The following is a 19,428-nucleotide window of genomic DNA, read 5'->3' as shown; positions in this document are numbered from 1 at the left end:
CACCAAAAGAGAGAATTAATAAATTGCTTATGTATAGTTACTATAAAATAAAGTTATGTAGTGATTATGCCAGTCACAGGAACATAGCAAATAAAAGGGAGCGAACCAACTAATTTAGTTTCTTTTAAAACGTTCACCAGTATTTGTGTAAACAACCGTAAAAATCAAAATGGAGACAAATAATACGGTCCCGATGATAAACAGTAGAGTTACTTCTAATACCACACTCATTCCCCACAAAAAAACACTAAAACTAAGTCCATACATCACCTTACTCATATATGTACAAACTGCTTGTTCATTATATTTGGCTTTTACTTTAGCAGGCAACGTATTATATCCAGCTATAAGAAAAGCACCTTTTCCTTTTGCTAAAAATAAACCCAATAGTAGGAATAGCATAGAAAGAATAAAATTTATGATAGCGCCAATCATGTCTTATACCTCCATCTTTATAATTCTTTTATCTAACTTTACGTTATTACTATAATTCGGTTTCAATATTTATTGAAACTTTTTACTTGGAGGTAATGTCTACTTACATGAATAAAAGAAAAAGTAAGGAGGTGTAGCATGAAAAAATTATTACTTGCTGTTTGTTTTCTATCCGTCTTCTTTTTCCCTAAACAAACTCAAGCTCTATCTTGTATAGAACCCCCTTCAGCAAACATCACATTCAAACAATACGACGGTGTCATTATTGGAGAGGTACAAGAAATAGAAAGAAAAAGTAATGTGTTGCTGCTTACTGTAGAAGTGAAGAAGAGTTATAAAGGTGTAGAAGATAAAGTAATAAAGTTATATGAAGATGTCACCTGGGGTACGAGTATAAAAGGGACTGAGTATTTATTTTACCTAAATAAAGAAAATGGGAAGTGGATACATCCGTTGTGTGCTCCCACAACTACTAAAGTTAACAATGAATTCTTTGAGGGGAAAGAAGAATTATTGCTGAAAGAGAAAGAAGTAGAAGAACAACTACAAAAGAAACCTAACTATACGACTACACTCGTTCTTTTAGTAGCCGGATTTGCAGTATTATTGGTTATTTTCTTCAAGAGAAAAAGAAGATAAATTTATCGTTTTACATTAGAAAAAGTCCTAGTTTGTTGATACTTGGGCTTTTTCTACATATCTAGGAAGAAGAGTTAGCACCTTTTTACAAATAAAATCCATATATAGGTAGTTTGAGGTGTCGATTTATATTACAGTAGAGTATGAGAATGCTAAAGGAGGCGACTTAATACATGAATATTAACTATACCTCAAACATAATAGAAATCTTTTTTTTATTACTTAGCTGGGGCATTGTAGCTTATCTTGCCTACAGAATTCAAAAGAAACAAACCGAAAAGATTAAAGTGTGGAAAATCTTCGTCATCATTTACATAGGATTATTCTGCTTTTCGTTTAATTACACTGTAGATACGGAGTTAATACGAATTCCACTTCTGCCATTAGGAGTATGGATTTTGTACTTTATCTGGAGAAAGGATCAAACTAAATGGGAAAAGTATCGTCGATTTGCTTGGTTAGGATTTTGGTCTAATTTAATATTTTTAACGTTGGGGACTGTAGCCATGTTTGTCTATCCAGTGATGTATGCCAATGATAATCCGTCTACGTTTATTTCAAAGCTAGATGATCCTACCATACTTTCGATTTACATGAATGTGGAGGAAGTGGAGTTAGACGAACAAAATTTCTTAGCAACACTAGCTAAGATGAAACCTGCTCATATTTATAGTGATAAATGGTATCGAGAAGCATTTGAAGGGTATGAAAATCCTGATAAGCAAGAACGCTTTCCTTACTTACTAGAAGGAGCAAAAGGTAAGTGGGGAAGCGGCGTGAATAGCGCAATATATATTGAAAAGGACGGAAAAGGAATTTATGTTGCTACATCCAAAGGACACTATTACTTCCGTTCTGAAGTTTCGTTGTTAGTAGGTGAAAAAAATGAATAAGAAAAAGATAGCATTTATTCTACTCTTTGCCGTACTTTTGCTTATCTCTCTGTATTTTTTAACTTCAAGATACAGTAGCTCAGGTGTTCTTCCAAAAACAGAACAATTAGTGGAGGATATTAATGTGTTGTTTCCAGAAGTGGAAGCGGAGGAAATTCAAGACATCATCTTTCTAGATAATCGACATGTGGTTGTTCCTTTTATATCTGAAGACAATCAATATGGGGTAAGCTATTGGGCATGGGAAAATTTCAATTGGAAAGTCCTTAATATTAGGTCCAAAGGTGATCCAGAGTTATGGATGTTAGATAAAAAAGATCCTTCTACTTATCATATAGTTTGGAATATTCACCCCGATGATGAAATGAAAGGAATTAACTTTTATTTAACTAAAGATAGACAGTATAGGATCCTAAACGGTGTAACGCATCAATACGGTCCAAAAGTGTTTTTAGAAGAAAAAGTAGATTTAGAAGGTAAAACGTATGGTGTGAAAAAGTTTACTAGACAGTGGTCTACTACGATAAGTGAAATCCAACAAAGTAATTTACCAGAGCAACATTCACTGTTCTTTGGTAACTTTTCGCATAATCTTTTCTTATATCAATGGGTTCCAGTAATGAAGAATGGACCTAGACAAGGACTTCCGATATCTGTGAACGGATCTGATTATTCCACAGGTCAAGTAGATACAGAGTTTGTTAATTTAACCAGTCAAGAGGAGATAGATAGGTATAAAATGAAGTAGGTGAGTAAGATAAATAGGCTGTATACTTAACGCAGGCGCTCCGTATGCTATAGTTTAAATTACAAAAAACTATTACTACGGAAGTTTTGTAAGTAATATATGATAACACTGCTTTTCATAAGCTGTATCTTTAAAGAAAACAACATAAAGGAGCATAAAAATAATGTCGATAGAAGAATATTTAGCAAATGTAGATCCAAAATGGCAAGATGCTTTACTCGCATTGAAAAAAGTCATTGATGAGAATATTCCCGAAGGATTTGAACTAGAAATGCAATATGGTATGCCGTCATATGTTGTTCCACTATCCATTTACCCAAACGGATATCATTGCAAAAAAGACACGGCACTTCCTTTTATTGGTATTGCTGCCCGAAAGAACCACATCGGTCTTTACCATATGGGATTGTACGGTAGTCAAAAGCTCCTGCATTGGTTTGAAGAAGAGTATCCAAAGCATACGAGTACGAAGTTAAACATGGGGAAAAGCTGTGTTCGATTTTCAAATCCGAAAAAGATCCCTTATAACTTAATTGGAGAATTAGTTAGGAAGATGGACGTACAGGAATGGATTAGGGTGTATGAAGGGTAAATAATAACACATTTAAAAAATACATAGATAGATGTTAAGGATTAATTAATACTTTTCAAGTTACTGATTAGATATATTATATATAATGAAGCTTTATGGATAAATTAATTTTGTACTATTGTACTAAATATTAATTTTGTTTAATAAGATAAGTATAATGTGTTACGGGTTAAGAAGGGGAGTGTGTTAGTGGAAAATATCGAAAATCAGAAGAATAATTTACATGCGAGCGAGAAACAGTATGCTATGTTCATCCATCTTTCTACTTTTACAGGTTTCATAACCGGAATAGGATTCGTGTTAGCTCCGATTATTTTATGGTTATTATTTAAAGAAAAAGGCACCTTCGTTAATGAGAGTGGGAAAGAAGCGGTTAATTTTCAAATTAGCATCTTTATTTACAGCATGGTAGCAGCACTTCTTTGTCTAATTTTTATTGGATTTCTGCTTGTTCCTGTTATCTTTTTACTTCATCTTATTTGTTCTATTATTGGTGCAGTTAGAGCGAGTGAGGGCAGAATGTATATGTACCCTTTAACTATTCGTTTTATTAAATAATTACATTGGCCACCATGCAGCCTAAGCAAAACGGATTTTTGAGTAATAAAAAGAGAGCAAGAAAAAAATGATAAAGATTAATTGGTTTGACAAACAGCTCCTTTCTAGTAGAAAGGAGCTGTTTGTGTTCCTAAACCCTTTAAGTCACTCTCGAGTAAATATAAATTATGACTCTTGATCTAACAGCAATACAACTAAATACAGTTGAAATCCTAAAAAGAGTTTAGACACCATGTAGGGTTCTTGGGTCAGTTTATATTAAATCCAAAAATCTTAAGAAAATAATAAGAAATTGTTTAAGGTAGTATATGGTAATATCCAATTAGAGACAATTTAATAAATAAGGAGATGCCATATTTGACATGCTATTATTATTTCTACACGTACTTTCACACGCCTTAGTAGGAGCATTAACTTTAAGTTTCACTGTTGCTGTAGTAGGAAAAAAGGAATTAACATGGAAAGAAAAATGTATTCTAATGTTTTTCGGTGGTGTAGCTGGGATATTTCCAGACTTATTAGGTAATCGAACCTTTAGTTATTGGACTCATGCTATAGTATTTTCACCTATTATTGCGCTACCAATTGGATTGTTGGTTCGGTTCGTATTGACGCATGTAACATTTATCGTAGCTTGGATGTGTAATAGTTTAGCAGTTATCTTTGGACACTTACTGTATGACAGTGTAGGTCATGGAGCGCCGTTAATCTATCCATTCTCCAAAGAACAAATCAGTTTGCATTATTTAGAATTAGGTGATCCTTGGTTTCTCACTTTATTATGCATTATGGCTCTAAGCTTTCTATTATCATCTCATCGAATTTGGATATACAAAGTAGCAGCTATTGTAGCCATTTTGTTCCTGAGCTTTAAAGGAGTATCAAAATATTGGGTAGAACAGCAAGTAGAGGCAGCTTTTGCATTGACAGAACCATACAACATAACGGTATATCCACCTGATGAATATCTTATGACTGTCACGAATCCACTAGACTGGGCTCAATGGTCTTTTGACATTTTTTCCGAACAAAGATACTTAAGAGGATACGCATCTCTTATCGGTACAAATGTTGATACCCATGTTAATCAGTTGTTTGAGGAAAAAGGTGAAATAGTAGAACATAAAGGTCGCTACCATATTCAACTAGCAGGAAATGTAGAAGAGTGTACTGTAGTGGAAGAGAACGTGGAAGAAAGGGAGATTACTTGTCATCAGCCAGGAGAATCTAAGGCTAAGGAATATGAACTAATCGGTGATAGTTGGGTGGTAAAGGATAAAAATTAATGAATAATATGATAGAAAAAGCGTAGCAAAGGGTATTTTAGCTAAGCTTTTTTTCCTTTTATAAAAAGTTTCTTCCCGCTAAGAAGAAGCAAATACGCTACCGGCACGCCGACTCCAAAGTAAAGAAACCAATCTCTTACTTTAGCCAAGGTGATAATCGTAAATAAATGCGAGCTTCCCATGATATACAAATGAAGCGGGAGTCCAGCAGTGATGGTGATAACGGATAATGTGTGATAATTCGTTTTTACTTTTTTCTTACTTGTAAATACAAAAAAGAAAATTAGTAATAAATGAAACTTAAATAAATAAAAGTAATTATCCACTTCGTACACCCATTCCTGCTCTCTCCTATAGTAATAACTATGAACAGCCCAATTACTGATCATAGTCTTAATTAAATACATACTATTAGAGAACAGAGTAAACAAAGCAGTAAAGGGCAAGATATATTTTTTTAGATTCTCGTAGCGCATCATCACATGATACACACCAAATGCATGGGGGGCAAAGGTAAAAATGGACAAAAAGAGAAATGCACCAATTGTACCGAAGATAATGTCTATTATAGGGTTATATTCTAAATTCGGTAGTAATAATTCTTTTAAAGTAGTTGAGATAATAAAGAGGTCATAGAAGGTAAGGATTAGCGTACTAATAAATATAAATGCTATCATAAAAATGTGCAGAGTTTTCATCGGTTACATCCTTTTTTACTAATGGTAACATGTAAGGTAGAAGTTAGTAATAAAATCCCAAAGAATAAAAATGGTAAATAATAACTGAAAAATTTTAAAAAGCTCCTATCATATTGAAAGGAGCTTTCGGTAAAGAATAAAGAAAGATACTGATAGCGCAGAGCTACTACAACCTCCCTAATCGATAACGAAACGAACGCATCATTGCCCACACCACTAAGAACAATCCAGATGTGACCGCCCAAAGGAGGCTCCAATAAAATAGGGCACTGTCAGAAAAGAATAATTTAACTAATTCCCAAGCCTCATTTCGCACAACCGGTATCACAAATAGAAATGTTGATAGCAAGATCATACCCCAAAACAATCCCATACCGAAACGATACATAAAACTATTAAAGAATAGTGAGATGACAACAATAAATGTAAATAAGGTAAAGTTTAAGAAAGCTTGAAGTAAGAGAGAAGAGTCTAGTTGTAGGAATTCTGAGAAGTGATAGATTTGTATGTTTTCAATCTGAAAAACATCAATGGCGAAATAGACTAAATAATATAAGGAAGTATCAATAAACGTAAATAATACAGTTAAGAAGATAATAAACACTAATCCATATTGGAAAAAGGCAGAACGGGAGCAACCTAATCTCAACAATGGCTGAAAACTATCTTTTAGAAAACGAGATCCAAAGATTGATAAAAAGATAAACACTGGGACAGTATGAAAAATACGTGTGTACTCCCAAGAGGTCACAGACGCAAAAACTAAGACAGTTAATAAAGTGAAAAAAGTATATAAAGAAGTAAAGATTAGTAACGGTTTCTTGACGTCAGTCCATAGAAAATAGAAAGTTCCTTTAAACATTTGTTGCTACCTCCTTTAATGTATGGGGCCAATACAACATAACTTCTCGTAAAGACATGACTTCTACTTCCACATCAGCTGAAGTCGGTACTGGTCGAAGAGGACTATAAACGTATCGAGTTTCTTTTCCTGCGAAACTTTCTGAATGAAGGACTTCCATTTCTGTTGTTAATTCATTTATGGCGTTAGGTAAACCGCAAATTTTAAAGCAAGATTTCTGCATCTGTTCAAACGAAATAGACAAAGGAACAGTCCCTTTATTTACAAGGACAATATGGTTAAACATCTTGCTAACTTCATCGGTAAAATGCGTAGATAGGATAATTGTTCGTGGCACTTCCACATAATCTTCTAATAACTCTTTGTAAAAGACCTGCCTAGACTGCACATCCATTCCATTAAACGGCTCGTCGAAAAGAGTGAGAGGTGCTCGACTCGCAATCCCAACCGTCACCGCAAGTGCATTTCCCATTCCTTTTGACAGTTGCCTTACTCTAAGGTCTTTTTCTAAATTAAACACGTTTAACAATGCGCTTGCTTTCTCTTGTGACCAGTTCGGATAAAAAGATTTCGCAAGAGATAAAACTTCTTTAATCTTAAAGTTAACTGGAAAGTTCCCATCTTCAATAATTAAGCAAGTCTGTTCTCTGCCTTGTTTATGTTGGAACGGATCTAAGTTATTCACTAACACGTTTCCACTTGTTGGCTCATCAATACCAGCTAAAATTTGAAGAAGTGTCGTTTTACCTGCACCATTGGGTCCCAATAAACCTACGATAGAATTCTCTGGTAATGCAAAGTTCATATCTTGAAGAATGTTTTTTCCATGGATTGAAAAGTGTAAATCGCGAACATTAACCTTCATTTTTCCACGCTCCTTCTTTTACTAATTGAACTAATTGCTCTTTGTTAATTCCTAATCGAGAAGCCTCTACAACAAGTGGTTCCACATAATCCTGATAAAACTTTTCTTTTCGCTGCTGCTTTAACAGTTCCACTGCACCTGGTGCAACGAACATGCCAACACCTCGTTTTTTATATAGAATGCCTTGATCGACTAACTGATTAATACCTTTTCCTGCAGTAGCAGGGTTGATTTGAAAATTAGTTGCGAACTGCGTCGTAGAAGGTACTTGTGATTCTTCGGAGAGATCTTCGCGTAAAATTATCTCCACAATGTAGTCATACACTTGCTGGAATATGGGCTTACTTTCATCGAATTGCATGAAGTTTTGTTCACCTCACTTCGTTGGTTAGTTACTCATGTAATTAACTATATGACACTGGTTAGAAAATAGTCAATGTTTTTTAGAAAAACTTGTTAAAAATATTTTCCAGTAATATACTTTCAGTAGAGATGTAACGAAAGGGGAATTCACATACTCATGTGTCCGTTAATGTAAGGTAGAAGCAAAAAAAATAGCTGTCTTTCCTACCTAGGGAGAGGTCTGTCTATTTTTCTATCAAACAATGATGCATAGCGTGGTGAATTTATACACATACATCTCTATTCGCGCTACCGCATTCACTTACAAAAAAGGGGATGTCATATGAGGAAAATTGCTATCGTAACAGGTGCTAGTAGGTCAAAAGGAATCGGTGCTGCAATTTGTCGCCACTTGGCAAAAGCAGGCGTAGATATCTTTTTCACACACTGGATATCATTTGATAAAACGTCCGGAAACGGATTTGATGAGGACTTTCCTGAACAATTGAAGACCACACTAGAACAAGAGGGAGTTCGCGTCGCTCATTTACAAGCTGATTTAAGTAAAGCCGAAACGCCACAACTTATTATAGAAACAGTTATAAAGGAATTAGGACCACCTACGATTTTAATTAATAATGCCACATTTGAAGCACCTACTAGTTACCAAACTCTAACACGAGAGCTTCTAGATCAACATTATCTCGTCAACAATAGCGGTACAATTATGCTAAGTACGGAGTTTGCCAAAGCTTATGAAGTTGCGTACCCAGGTTTGAAGGTAGGCCGAATCGTAAACTTAGTTTCCAAAGGACCAGATCCTACCAACCTTGCGTACACAGCTACAAAAGGGATGCTGATTGCGGTGACGGAACCTCTGGCAACGGGATTGGCGCCAATTGGAATCACGGTTAACTCCATTGATCCGGGTCCTACCGATTCTGGTTGGATGACGGAGGAGATTAAAGATCATCTCTTGCCGATGTTCCCGTCAGGCCGACTAGGCACACCGGATGACGCAGCTCGTTTAGTACGATTTTTGGTTAGTGACGAGGGAGAATGGATCACAGGTCAACTGATCCGATCAGAGGGTGGATTTCTAGGGAAGTAAGGACAAAAAGCCCTGAGTAGGATCATCCTATTCAGGGCTTTTGGCGAATTTATCTATGTTGATCTATTAGAATAGGATTACCGTCAGGGTCTACCAGAGTAAAACTACCTGGTCCCTCGGAACTTGATACTTCACTCGTAAACGAAATCCCTTTTTCACGAAGAGTTTCTTGTAACTGCCTTACATCTTTAAACGGGTCTATCTCCTGTGCATTTTGATCCCATCCAGGATTAAAGGTAAGGATATTCTTTTCAAACATCCCCTCAAATAAGCCAATGGTACTTGCTCCGTTCTTCATGATTAGCCACTTGTGCTCGATGTTTCCACCAAACTCCTCAAAACCTAACTTCTCATAAAACTCTTTAGAAGCGTTAATATCTTTCACCGTCAAACTTACAGAAAATGCGCCAAGATTCATTAGAATCATCCTTTCGTAATAAAGTGGTATTTATTTCTAGTATATCACTTGATAGGCAATGAATGTTATCGACTTGGTTGGTTTTGTTATCTGGGCAGTAGCCGCGGTATAGGCGAGAGGCAGAAACGTGGTTTAGGTATACCAGGGGAAGCTACCGTGGTATAGAAGAGAGGCGAAAACGTGGTTTAGGTATACCAGGGGAAGCTGCCGTAATATAGGAGAGAGGCAGAAACGTGGTTTAGGTATACCAGAGGAAGCTCCAGCGGTATAGGCGAGAGGCAGAAACGTGATTTAGGTATACCAGGGGAAGCTGCCGTGATATAGGAGAGAGGCAGAAACGCGGTTCAGGTATACCAGTGGAAGCTCCCGTGGTATAGGAGAAAGGCGGAAACGCGGTTCGGGTATACCAGAGGAGGTTCCAGCGGTATAGGAGAGAGGCAGAGAAGTAATTTCAGGTATCCCACAAAGCCAATATAAGGCTAATCTACTAAAAAGAATCTACCAAAGTCGACATAATCTCGTTATTTAAATATAATTTTAAACTCTGTAAATCTTTTAAAGTTGATTTAAAATCTAGTAAACTTATTCTCCTAGTAAACTAATTCGCAAAACGTGTCATTCTATTAGGAATATTCTCTTATTGCATTTCAATTTTTTCCATAGTAAGGTAGATATAAATGTATTTTGTTAACGCTTTCAAATGTGTTGCAACTCAGCAAGCTCTTTCCAAACAACTTCACACATTTGTGCAAACGTTTTCGCGATCAAGGTAATTAAATAAAGGGGGAAACAAAAATGGGGAAAAATAGGAGTAAACAGTTTCTATCAATATTACTAGCATTTATATTAGTTTTTTCTGGGTTTGCTAGTTTTATTCCAACAGTTGGATTTGCTAACGATGGTAGTTCAACAGAAGAGGGAGAAATACCAGCAGATACACTTCGTATTCATTACCAACGAACAGATGACAACTACAAGAATTTAGGTCTATGGCTTTGGGGAGAAGTAGCAGCGCCATCTGAAAACTGGCCAACAGGTGGAACTGCCTTCAATGAAGCAAACAAAACAGATTACGGTATTTACATAGATGTACCTTTAAAGAAAGGTGCTAAAAATGTAAACTTCCTAGTACTAAACACATCAAGCGGAGACAAAGACGGCGGAGATAAAGCTGTTGAATTGTTTGTACCAGAACTAAAAGAAGTCTGGATCCAACAAGGTTCAGACGAAGTGCTTTTATACGAGCCGGTAGAACTACCAAAAGACACAATCCGAATTCATTATGAGCGCGAAGATGGCAACTATGACTCTTGGGGTCTCTGGAATTGGAGTGACGTTGCAAACCCTTCTGACGGTTGGCCGAACGGTGCACTAGACGCTAGCGGTATTGGAAAATACGGTGCATACTATGATCTATCTCTAAAAGAAGCAGCAGAAAGAATCGGATTTTTATTTGTAAATAAAGCAGGAGGTGGTCAATCTCCTGATTATAATTACAACAGCATTACACAAAACCAAATCTTCATCAAAGACGGTGATAGCAAAGTGTACGATAATCCATATGGCGCAGTACCTACCGTGCTTCTTGGTGCAGAGCAAATCTCTAATGAAAAACTTGAGCTAAGTTTCTCACGAACGGACGAATTAACGGAACAGTCATTGTTAGAAGGCTTAACAGTAAAAGATAAAAATAAAAAAGAAGCGACGATTACTTCAGTAAAAGTCCTAGATGACCTTCGCGTGGAAGTAACGGGCGATTTCTCAGCAGAAACAGCACCATATACAATTTCTTATGGTAATAACTCCATCACATCTCTATCCGGTTGGAGATTTATCGACGAAGAGTTTGCTTACGACGGTGAGCTTGGGGCGAAACTTCATCCAAATGGAAGTGCTACGTTGAAGCTTTGGTCTCCAAAAGCAGATAAAGTAGAAGCTATTTTGTATGATAAAAAAGATCAAAACAAAGTAATTGGAAACTTTGAGATGACTCTCGGCGATCGCGGAGTGTGGTCCATTAAACTGGATAGAAAACTTACAGGATTAAAATCAACAAAAGGGTACTTCTATCAATATAAGATCACGCATGGCGACGATGTGAAAATCGCATTAGATCCATACGCAAAATCTATGGCAGCTTGGAAAAATCCTGATGATTTAACAACTGCAAAACCTGAAGAAAAGTATGGAAAAGCAGCCATTATTGATGTATCTAAAATCGGTCCAAAACTAAAATATGCAGAGATTCCTGGTTTTGAAAAACGGGAAGATACGATTATTTACGAAGCGCATGTTCGTGACTTTACATCAGATCCAACAATCAATAAAGAGCTAAAAGCACAATTTGGTACATTCGCAGCATTTGCAGAAAAACTAGACTACATTGAAGATCTAGGTGTTACGCACATTCAATTACTTCCTGTCATGAGCTATTATTTCGGTGACGAATTAAAGAATGATGAAAGAATGCTAGAATACGAGTCTACAAATACGAACTATAACTGGGGATATGATCCACACAGTTACTTCTCCTTAAGTGGAATGTACTCTCAAGATCCCACTAATCCGGAGAAACGAATTGAAGAATTTAAACGTTTAATTAATGAGATTCACAAGCGTGGTATGGGGGTTGTATTAGATGTTGTATACAACCATACAGCGCAAGTAGGTATATTTGAAGACCTAGTTCCTAACTATTATCACTTTATGGATGCGGATGGAACTCCTAGAACAAGCTTCGGTGGTGGCCGTTTAGGAACCACTCACGCTATGTCTCGCAAAGTACTAGTAGATTCTATTAAGTACTGGGTTGATGAGTTTAAAGTAGATGGTTTCCGCTTTGACATGATGGGAGACCATGATGCAGAGAGTATCCAGGTAGCATTCGATGAAGCGAAAAAGTTAAATCCCAATATCGTCATGATTGGGGAAGGATGGGTAACGTTTGCTGGAGACGAAGGGAAGCCAGTTCAAGCGGCGGATCAACAGTGGATGCAATATACAGAAGCGGTTGGAAGCTTCTCTGACGAAATCCGTAACGAATTAAAATCAGGATTTGGTAGCGAAGGGCAACCTCGTTTCTTAACAAATGGTGCTCGTAACGTACAACAAATCTTTGAAAATATTAAAGGTCAACCACGTAACTTCTTAGCAGATCAGCCGGGAGATGTGGTTCAGTACATTGAGGCACATGACAATTTAACGTTATACGATGTAATTGCGCAATCTATCAAGAATGACCCTGCAAAGCAAGATAAAGAGATTCACCAACGTATTCGTCTAGGTAACTCTATCATCCTTACATCTCAAGGAACGGCATTCTTACATGCTGGTCAAGAGTTTGGACGTACGAAGCAGTTCTTAGCGGAAACAACAGAGGCACCTTACAAGTCAACGTATATGACAGATGAAAATGGAGAGCCATTCGAAAATCCATACTTCATCCATGACTCGTATGATTCTTCTGATATTATCAACCGTTTAGATTGGCAAAAAGCTACGAACAAAAAGCTATATCCAGAGAACAACCTAACTAGAGAGTTTACTACTGGTTTGATCAAACTAAGAAGATCTACAGATGCTTTCCGTCTAGGTTCAAAAGAATTAGTAGATAAAAACGTAAACTTACTAACAGGTCCAGAACTAAAAGAACAAGACCTATTTGTCGCGTATAGCAACGAAGCAACAAATGGAGACAAATACTATGTGTTTGTTAACACAGACATGAACAAACGAACTTTAACGTTTAACCAAGATGTGACGGCTGGAACAGTGCTAGTAGATAGCGATGAAGCAGGCGTAAAGGAAGTGAAGAAGAAATCTGGATTTACGTTAAACAACAAATCAATCACGTTAGACCCGTTAACAACGGTGGTAATAAAAGTGGAGAACGATAAGGAATACTCTGGAAAATCTGGTGATGCTCCAGGTCGTCAAAAAGGGAAGAACTAATGGAAAACTATCCGATGAGTGCTCATCGGATAGTTTTTTTGTGATTAGTTACTACTTATAACTATTGATCGATTTAATATGTAAATAAAGGTAAAAACCAAAACTTTCTAAATATTTATAGAACAAGTGTTCTTATTTTTGGTGAAAACTAGAACAGGAAATGGTAGAATAAAGGAGCAGCCTCATTTGTGAGGGTGGTTGGTTGTTGCGCTTCTTTCTTTATGAAAGGAGGTGATAATCATGGAGACATTTCTTGAACTCTTTCGTGAAATTTTGAAAGCACTTGTCCGCGAAAGCGTGGCATATACTTTTCGAAAAAGCATACTAGAAGACAAGAAAACCACCCCGCGCCGTAGGAAGCAAAAGGGTGGTTTTCGCAAATAAATAAACAAATGACAACCACACCCTTACGGTAAGGTTGCTAAGAGAAGTGTTACAGCACTTCTCTTTTAGTATATTCCTATTATATAGGAATTACACATTGAAATAAAGATGTTAATCTTTATCTATATAGACTAGGAGAAAGAAATTAGCTGTTAACTTCGTTAGTGATTTTATAATGTTTATTTTGTGTAACTTTTCCATGAATTTCACGTCCATTTACTGAGGCCTATCGGAGAAATTAGAAGTAGATGAGGTGATGGAATGAAAAAACTACTACTATGTAGCATGCTGCTATTTGCAACTGGATGTTCATCGGAAGAAGTAAGTACCTACCAAGAAGATCTGACTCTATCTAATTATATAGAAGATGACTCCTTCCGTTTCACGTTTACCGGTAAGAAAAGTAGTTATGTTGTTGGAGAAGAGTTTGATTTTATAGGAGAGTTACTATACCAAGGAGATAAGAAAAATATTGAAATTCAATATGCTTGGTCTCCATTTTATTATACGCTTACGAACGAGGAGACTAAGGTAACTTATTTATTTGGTACGTTAGAACCTGGAAATTATAGAGTGTTACAGGTTGATAAGCCGTTTAAACAGCAAATAGAAAGACATATGTCATGGTATGTAGAAAAAGATAGAAATTATACAGAGGGTGTAGAGCGCATTCCACCAGGGCAATACACAGTAGATGGTTATGCAGGTTTTGACTTAGTATCAAGTGACAGTAAAACACCTATTTTACTGAATACAACTTTAAGAATAGTAGTGAACGAGAAGGAAAAGTAATGAGAGTGTTTAATCTTAAATTACTATTCCTGCATTCTCTTTTTCTAACTATCTCTCTTGCCATCTCCAAATTATTAATAGTTGTAACAGATATAAATGCTAGCTCTTTCTACCCAGGAAAAATAACGGAAACAGAAAAGAATAACCTAATTAACGGGTTTACCATCGACTACATCATTTTTCTTTCTATGATAATATTCATCATTTACATAATTACTAAGAAAGACGAAGAAGTAAAACCACGACTGAAAGCTTCTGCCATTGTGTCTTGTATCATGATAGTCCTGTATCAAGTAATTTTAAGGTTGCTAGTTTCTGATGTTTAAAGATCCACTATCTCTGGAAAAAAAAGAATCCTATGAGAAAAAGGGTTCTTTTTGTTTACAGATTAAAGTAATATCTTTTCATTAGAAGATAGTAGATCTGCTTTAATACAAACTTATTACCATGCATGCCTATCTCGTACTTCAACAAAAACCAAGATAATAGAAACAACTTTTTGGCCTATTGTGAGTTCACTTTTGTTTTTTCTTAGCCAATAAGAAATATATAAGTGGAATTAGAACTCCACTAATAGCTAGCCAAATTTGTTGATCATACAATGGTTCTCCGTAAATAATGAAGACTCTGCCAATTGTAAGCATTCCAAGGATAACTCCAGCAATTAATGAGGTTACTGCCAATAAGGGATAGGTAGATTCCTTAAATTTCTTTTGCAATAGAAGCACCCAAATAAGAATGACAAGTGGTAATTTTACTAGGAATATCAAGTCATCTAACTGATGAAACCAAGTGTATTCAACGCCATGTAAATCATTATTAATTTTCCATAACAATAGACCCCAGTAGCTAACAAATACACCGTTTGCTACGATTGAGTAGATTGCAATGTAAGTCAAAATCTGTTTCTTCCACTTCTCAAAGTGTTTCATTATGTACAGGATACAAATGATATAAATCACTAATATAGCTCCAGTTGTTATCACAAATGCGAAAAGTCCTTGAGTAAAATTTACAAAGTATGTTAAGAGTCCTTCATTGTTAAAGAAGATACGGTTAATTTTTTCAGCACTGTTAGATATATCACTCAACGAAAGTAATACAACGCTAAAAAAGGTGAAAGAAAGAAAAAATTGTAAAGCTTTGTTCATGAAAATCATCCTCTAGTTTTTTGAGGTATAACCTTATAGTAACATCCATGAGAGTGGTTTGTTGTGTTCCACTTTATTTCCTTCTTAATGTAAAAAGCTACCCCTCCGCGGAGGAATAGCTTATGTTACAAAACGATGGCTGGCAATCTAGTAATTCGATAAAACTTAACCCCAATCCTGCTATATTTCCCATAATGGAATTCGGAGAACAAACCACTCTAGTCGTTTACGTCCCTCTTGCAGTTGCTTCTCTTAAAGCTCCAAAGGAAAAAGGAGTACGACCACTCGCGGTAATTACGACTACGACATCATTTAACCTCTGTCTAGGGTGCCGGGCGTGCGAACCAGTTTGCCCTTCAGGGGTGCAGTACGGCCATTTATTAGAAAAAGCACGAGATATAATTAAACAAAAAAGGAAATATTCAGCTCCAACCAAGCTTGTGCGAAAAACAGTTTTTGACGGAATATTTCCACATCAGAATCGAATGAAGACGTTATTAGGTTTCATTGGCTTTTATCAACGATCAGGCCTGCAAACATTAGCGCGCAAAACAGGTGTGATGAACCTATTACCAGACCATTTAGGGGTAATGGAAAAGGTGATGCCGGCTGTACCAACGTTGAATGAAATGACGGAGCGACCTCTCCGACTGAAAGCACAAGGACAGAGGAAAAAGGTCGTGGCATTCTTCTCCGGGTGCTTGATGGATACGATGTTTAGAGAAACCAATAACAACACTGTAAAGCTGCTGCAGCTAGCAGGGTGTGAAATAGTAAATCCACGAGAGCAAGATGTTGCGGTGCGTTACACGGGCACAGTGGCGAAAAAGCCAAAGCCAAGGAGTTAGCAAAGCGAAATATCCAAGCGTTTGAAGATAGCAATGTCGACTACGACCACTTATTACGTGATGAACCAGAGTGGAAGCAGCGTGCAGAGACATTTGCGAGCAAAATTAAGGATATTTCTGCGTTATTAGTAGAATTGGAATTTCATCAAAAAGTATTGGCGTTGCCCGAACAAATCATCACGTATCAGGACTCTTGCCATTTGCGATATGTACAAAACACTTCAAGCGAACCAAGAGAGTTACTAAAAAGCATTGCCGGAGTCACATACATTGAGATGGAAAACGCTGACCACTGTTGTGGATCGGCAGGTATCTACAATATAGTAGAATCTGAGATGTCCATGAAAATACTAGATTTTAAGATGAAGACAGTAAAAAATACTATGGCTACCACTATCGTAACAGCGAACCCTGGTTGCCTACTCCAAATGAAACTCGGTATTGAGAGGGAAGGCTTAGCGGGAAAAGTTAGAGTAGTACACATCGTGGACTTGTTAATGGAGGCACTTGAAGGGAACGCTAAGTAATAGGCTCCCTTCTCTACCTCTTTCATTGACCAGGATGCACAATATTACATGCACTCAGTAAGTTTCCATCAGGATCTCGGAAGCCAAAGCCACCCAAATCAGATCCCTCTCGCAAATTGAGTGACCCAACCTCCACATTCTTTTCTACTAGAAAATCATAAAAGCCCTTTAAGTCAGGTGTGTAAAAGTCAATTATGCTATGCTCAACACCTGTAGAAGAGTTAGCAAAACTAAGTTTTTCTACATTGTCTGTTTCAACTAGAAAAAGAGTAGGAACACCTTTGACGCCAAACGTTAGCATGGCATTTTTATCTCCCTTGAAATGTATGTCCACAGCCAAAACTTCCGTATAAAATGCAAGGGATTTTTCCAAATTGGATACAGGAATCTCAATGGTTGCAACAGCTGATACAAATTTATTCATAGTCAAACCTCCATTTCTCTTACTGTATACAAGATTGCATAGGAGAATTACTGCTAGTTTAGTAGGTTGTTTAATCTACTCACCTGTTTGAATAGCTATTACGTATGATAGGGTGTTGGACAGGTAGCAGGTTAACGTAGATATACAGTGTTAAAGGATTATTTGTGTGTGATATCGAGTGAGTAGTTTGGAGTAGTGTTAGGGTCTACTTTGAAGTACAAGCTCGGGTGCAAAAGCGCTGAAGCCGCAGGGGGAGTCGTTATACTCAGCGGCAAGTCGGAGAAGCCGCGGATAGGGCTCCGCAATCTCCCATGTACAAAAGCACTTAAGCCTCCCGGTGATGGTGAGGAAACCAGCCGTAAGTCGGAGAAACCCCAGAGAATCTCTGAGGGTGGCTCCCTTATCCTCTATTAATTACAAAAACCTCTGCACCACAATGCCATTACCATCACGAACCTCTATCTCTGCAAAAGCCCCATTCACAAATGTAATCTGCGGTGGCACATGCCCAAAGTCAATGTCATAAATAACCGGAATTCGCAGCTCCTCCGCTAGTTCTTGATAGACATCTTCTACTGTATAACCGTTAACAGGAGTATTTGCTGGACTGCGACCAAAAACTAATCCAGTACAGTGATTAAACCACCCCGCGAGCTTCATCTGCACAAGTGATCTACGTAAATCAGTAGTAGTCATCTCGCAATTCTCGAGCACCCAAATGATAGGCTCATTGGAAAAATGGCTTTCACAAAAACCTTTCACATCCCCATAGGGTGTACCAATCAGATGACGAATAACATCTATGCATCCACCTAAAACACGACCAGATATTTTCTCCGATTTCCCAGACACGGTTTTCCACTTAGTTTCCTCTGTTAAATGAAAAACATGTTCTGTAGGGTTGTCATGTTGCCATTTTAGTTGGTATTTAGAAGAAGACCTTTGCACAATTTCCTCTCCTGCTTTCGTAAACAATACTTCTTTCCACATAGCAGTCGTTTCATCAGAAGTTTTTCCTCTTATATCTATTAGGTTCGTTCCAATAGCACTAGCCATCCCAGTTTTTAAAGTAATCGCAAGCATTAGTAAGCTAACGTCCGAGTATCCAAGAACCCACTTCTCTTGAAGATTTTCAAACTCTATATATTCTAACATCTCAATTAGAAGCTCACCGCCCCACGGTGGGAAGATTAACTGGATAGAATCGTCCTGCATCATCTGATTAAATTCTTTTGCACGTTTTTGGGCAGAAGCGGATCGAACTTTCTCTTGTGTCCAAGTGGTATCTCCTATTTCTACAAAAAACCCTTGTTGCTCTAATCGCAATTTTGCAGCGTCTATTAAACTATGAAGCATTTCAGGTACACCGGATGAAGGTGCCGTGACGCCGATGGTCGCCCCATATTTAAAGGAAGGATAACGAATCATACTTTTCACCTCTGAGTTATTTTCTATATAATACCAATAATTTTAATAGTATTGAAGAGTGTAATGATTTATATGGCGACAAAAGTGTTTAGTCGCCATGCGTGAGAGGGAGAGAAGGCGACAAAAGGGTTAAGTCGCCATGCGTGAGAGGGAGAGAAGGCGACAAAAGGGTTAAGTCGCCATGCGGGAGTGAGAGAGAAGGCGACAAAAGGGTTAAGTCGCCATGCGGGAGTGAGAGAGAAGGCGACAAAAGGGTTAAGTCGCCATGCGTGAGTGGGATAGAAGGCGACAAAAGGGTTAAGTCGCCATGCGTGAGAGGGAGAGAAGGCGACAAAGGGGTTAAGTCGTCATGCATGAGTGAGAGAGAGGGCGACAAAGGAATTAAGCCGCCATGCGTGAGAGGGATAGAAGGCGGCAAAGGGGATAAGTCGCCAGGAAAAAGCAAGAAATCCAGTGGCAAGTCGGAGAAGCCTCAG

Annotated in this window: 20 protein-coding genes and 1 pseudogene; 12 read left to right on the top strand and 9 right to left on the bottom strand. The window is 37.4% G+C overall.

Annotated features, from left to right (window positions below):
* Window positions 1–114 precede the first annotated feature (114 nt).
* Complete coding sequence (locus tag G8O30_RS11995) at window positions 115–435, bottom strand: DUF3784 domain-containing protein (protein WP_239672292.1); 321 nt, start codon at window positions 433–435, stop codon at window positions 115–117.
* 138 nt (window positions 436–573) lie between these two features.
* Between G8O30_RS11995 and G8O30_RS11990 the strand changes: the two genes are divergently transcribed.
* From G8O30_RS11990 to G8O30_RS11965, 6 genes are all read left to right on the top strand, one after another.
* The gene (locus G8O30_RS11990; RefSeq protein WP_239672291.1) at window positions 574–1,074 is read left to right on the top strand and encodes a hypothetical protein; all 501 of its coding nucleotides are present in this window, start codon (window positions 574–576) and stop codon (window positions 1,072–1,074) included.
* A gap of 173 nt (window positions 1,075–1,247) precedes the next feature.
* Complete coding sequence (locus tag G8O30_RS11985; protein WP_239672290.1) at window positions 1,248–1,967, top strand: hypothetical protein; 720 nt, start codon at window positions 1,248–1,250, stop codon at window positions 1,965–1,967.
* On the top strand, window positions 1,960–2,715 hold the full coding sequence (locus G8O30_RS11980) for a hypothetical protein (protein ID WP_239672289.1): 756 nt from the start codon (window positions 1,960–1,962) through the stop codon (window positions 2,713–2,715). The genes G8O30_RS11985 and G8O30_RS11980 overlap by 8 nt, the downstream gene beginning before the upstream one ends.
* Window positions 2,716–2,878: 163 nt before the next feature.
* The gene (locus tag G8O30_RS11975; protein WP_239672288.1) at window positions 2,879–3,307 is read left to right on the top strand and encodes a DUF1801 domain-containing protein; all 429 of its coding nucleotides are present in this window, start codon (window positions 2,879–2,881) and stop codon (window positions 3,305–3,307) included.
* A 189-nt stretch (window positions 3,308–3,496) separates the two neighbouring features.
* Window positions 3,497–3,865, top strand: a complete 369-nt coding sequence (locus tag G8O30_RS11970; protein ID WP_239672287.1) for a DUF4870 domain-containing protein — start codon at window positions 3,497–3,499, stop codon at window positions 3,863–3,865.
* A gap of 362 nt (window positions 3,866–4,227) precedes the next feature.
* Window positions 4,228–5,151, top strand: coding sequence for a hypothetical protein (locus G8O30_RS11965; protein ID WP_239672286.1), 924 nt, complete (start codon window positions 4,228–4,230; stop codon window positions 5,149–5,151).
* A 41-nt stretch (window positions 5,152–5,192) separates the two neighbouring features.
* Here G8O30_RS11965 and G8O30_RS11960 read toward each other — a convergent pair whose 3' ends face one another.
* The 4 genes from G8O30_RS11960 to G8O30_RS11945 form a co-directional block, all read right to left on the bottom strand.
* Complete coding sequence (locus G8O30_RS11960) at window positions 5,193–5,849, bottom strand: hypothetical protein (RefSeq protein ID WP_239672285.1); 657 nt, start codon at window positions 5,847–5,849, stop codon at window positions 5,193–5,195.
* Between the two features lie 166 nt (window positions 5,850–6,015).
* Entirely contained in the window at window positions 6,016–6,711 is a 696-nt protein-coding gene (locus tag G8O30_RS11955) for a hypothetical protein (protein WP_239672284.1), read from the bottom strand.
* On the bottom strand, window positions 6,704–7,576 hold the full coding sequence (locus tag G8O30_RS11950) for an ABC transporter ATP-binding protein (RefSeq protein WP_239672283.1): 873 nt from the start codon (window positions 7,574–7,576) through the stop codon (window positions 6,704–6,706). Before G8O30_RS11950 ends, G8O30_RS11955 begins: the two co-directional genes overlap by 8 nt.
* Window positions 7,566–7,937, bottom strand: coding sequence for a GntR family transcriptional regulator (locus tag G8O30_RS11945; protein ID WP_239672282.1), 372 nt, complete (start codon window positions 7,935–7,937; stop codon window positions 7,566–7,568). The genes G8O30_RS11950 and G8O30_RS11945 overlap by 11 nt, the downstream gene beginning before the upstream one ends.
* A 324-nt stretch (window positions 7,938–8,261) precedes the next feature.
* Here G8O30_RS11945 and G8O30_RS11940 point away from each other — a divergent pair, with 324 nt between their 5' ends.
* The gene (locus G8O30_RS11940) at window positions 8,262–9,029 is read left to right on the top strand and encodes an SDR family oxidoreductase (protein ID WP_239672281.1); all 768 of its coding nucleotides are present in this window, start codon (window positions 8,262–8,264) and stop codon (window positions 9,027–9,029) included.
* A gap of 49 nt (window positions 9,030–9,078) precedes the next feature.
* Here G8O30_RS11940 and G8O30_RS11935 read toward each other — a convergent pair whose 3' ends face one another.
* Window positions 9,079–9,447, bottom strand: a complete 369-nt coding sequence (locus tag G8O30_RS11935; RefSeq protein WP_239672280.1) for a VOC family protein — start codon at window positions 9,445–9,447, stop codon at window positions 9,079–9,081.
* Window positions 9,448–10,242: 795 nt separating this feature from the next.
* On the opposite strand from G8O30_RS11935, the gene G8O30_RS11930 reads away from it, so the two are divergent.
* The 4 genes from G8O30_RS11930 (at window position 10,243) to G8O30_RS11915 (ending at window position 14,900) form a co-directional block, all read left to right on the top strand.
* Entirely contained in the window at window positions 10,243–13,398 is a 3,156-nt protein-coding gene (locus G8O30_RS11930) for a pullulanase (protein ID WP_239672279.1), read from the top strand.
* Window positions 13,399–13,638: 240 nt separating this feature from the next.
* Window positions 13,639–13,782: a hypothetical protein gene (locus G8O30_RS11925; protein WP_239672278.1), complete on the top strand. Its 144-nt coding sequence runs from the start codon at window positions 13,639–13,641 to the stop codon at window positions 13,780–13,782.
* A 261-nt stretch (window positions 13,783–14,043) separates the two neighbouring features.
* Complete coding sequence (locus G8O30_RS11920) at window positions 14,044–14,574, top strand: hypothetical protein (RefSeq protein ID WP_239672277.1); 531 nt, start codon at window positions 14,044–14,046, stop codon at window positions 14,572–14,574.
* Window positions 14,574–14,900: a hypothetical protein gene (locus tag G8O30_RS11915; RefSeq protein WP_239672276.1), complete on the top strand. Its 327-nt coding sequence runs from the start codon at window positions 14,574–14,576 to the stop codon at window positions 14,898–14,900. The genes G8O30_RS11920 and G8O30_RS11915 overlap by 1 nt, the downstream gene beginning before the upstream one ends.
* Before the next feature lie 189 nt (window positions 14,901–15,089).
* On the opposite strand, the gene G8O30_RS11910 is transcribed toward G8O30_RS11915, so the two are convergent.
* Window positions 15,090–15,725, bottom strand: a complete 636-nt coding sequence (locus G8O30_RS11910) for a hypothetical protein (RefSeq protein WP_239672275.1) — start codon at window positions 15,723–15,725, stop codon at window positions 15,090–15,092.
* A gap of 242 nt (window positions 15,726–15,967) precedes the next feature.
* Between G8O30_RS11910 and G8O30_RS11905 the strand changes: the two are divergent.
* A pseudogene (locus tag G8O30_RS11905) lies at window positions 15,968–17,100 on the top strand ((Fe-S)-binding protein); the annotation flags it as partial.
* Window positions 17,101–17,122: 22 nt separating this feature from the next.
* Here G8O30_RS11905 and G8O30_RS11900 read toward each other — a convergent pair.
* Window positions 17,123–17,524, bottom strand: coding sequence for a VOC family protein (locus G8O30_RS11900; protein WP_239672274.1), 402 nt, complete (start codon window positions 17,522–17,524; stop codon window positions 17,123–17,125).
* 414 nt (window positions 17,525–17,938) lie between these two features.
* On the bottom strand, window positions 17,939–18,952 hold the full coding sequence (locus G8O30_RS11895) for a S66 family peptidase (RefSeq protein WP_239672273.1): 1,014 nt from the start codon (window positions 18,950–18,952) through the stop codon (window positions 17,939–17,941).
* Window positions 18,953–19,428: the final 476 nt, after the last annotated feature.

The organism is Mangrovibacillus cuniculi (assembly GCF_015482585.1).
Lineage (GTDB): Bacteria > Bacillota > Bacilli > Bacillales > R1DC41 > Mangrovibacillus > Mangrovibacillus cuniculi.
The sequence above is the reverse complement of the archived record's forward strand: the minus strand, read 5'-3'. Positions and strand labels throughout refer to the sequence as shown.

Coding starts and splice junctions, on each gene's coding strand:
- G8O30_RS11995 (WP_239672292.1), bottom strand. CDS start 435: ATGATTGGCGCTATCATAAATTTTATTCTTTCTATGCTATTCCTACTA.
- G8O30_RS11990 (WP_239672291.1), top strand. CDS start 574: ATGAAAAAATTATTACTTGCTGTTTGTTTTCTATCCGTCTTCTTTTTC.
- G8O30_RS11985 (WP_239672290.1), top strand. CDS start 1,248: ATGAATATTAACTATACCTCAAACATAATAGAAATCTTTTTTTTATTA.
- G8O30_RS11980 (WP_239672289.1), top strand. CDS start 1,960: ATGAATAAGAAAAAGATAGCATTTATTCTACTCTTTGCCGTACTTTTG.
- G8O30_RS11975 (WP_239672288.1), top strand. CDS start 2,879: ATGTCGATAGAAGAATATTTAGCAAATGTAGATCCAAAATGGCAAGAT.
- G8O30_RS11965 (WP_239672286.1), top strand. CDS start 4,228: ATGCTATTATTATTTCTACACGTACTTTCACACGCCTTAGTAGGAGCA.
- G8O30_RS11960 (WP_239672285.1), bottom strand. CDS start 5,849: ATGAAAACTCTGCACATTTTTATGATAGCATTTATATTTATTAGTACG.
- G8O30_RS11955 (WP_239672284.1), bottom strand. CDS start 6,711: ATGTTTAAAGGAACTTTCTATTTTCTATGGACTGACGTCAAGAAACCG.
- G8O30_RS11950 (WP_239672283.1), bottom strand. CDS start 7,576: ATGAAGGTTAATGTTCGCGATTTACACTTTTCAATCCATGGAAAAAAC.
- G8O30_RS11945 (WP_239672282.1), bottom strand. CDS start 7,937: ATGCAATTCGATGAAAGTAAGCCCATATTCCAGCAAGTGTATGACTAC.
- G8O30_RS11940 (WP_239672281.1), top strand. CDS start 8,262: ATGAGGAAAATTGCTATCGTAACAGGTGCTAGTAGGTCAAAAGGAATC.
- G8O30_RS11935 (WP_239672280.1), bottom strand. CDS start 9,447: ATGAATCTTGGCGCATTTTCTGTAAGTTTGACGGTGAAAGATATTAAC.
- G8O30_RS11930 (WP_239672279.1), top strand. CDS start 10,243: ATGGGGAAAAATAGGAGTAAACAGTTTCTATCAATATTACTAGCATTT.
- G8O30_RS11925 (WP_239672278.1), top strand. CDS start 13,639: ATGGAGACATTTCTTGAACTCTTTCGTGAAATTTTGAAAGCACTTGTC.
- G8O30_RS11920 (WP_239672277.1), top strand. CDS start 14,044: ATGAAAAAACTACTACTATGTAGCATGCTGCTATTTGCAACTGGATGT.
- G8O30_RS11915 (WP_239672276.1), top strand. CDS start 14,574: ATGAGAGTGTTTAATCTTAAATTACTATTCCTGCATTCTCTTTTTCTA.
- G8O30_RS11910 (WP_239672275.1), bottom strand. CDS start 15,725: ATGAACAAAGCTTTACAATTTTTTCTTTCTTTCACCTTTTTTAGCGTT.
- G8O30_RS11900 (WP_239672274.1), bottom strand. CDS start 17,524: ATGAATAAATTTGTATCAGCTGTTGCAACCATTGAGATTCCTGTATCC.
- G8O30_RS11895 (WP_239672273.1), bottom strand. CDS start 18,952: ATGATTCGTTATCCTTCCTTTAAATATGGGGCGACCATCGGCGTCACG.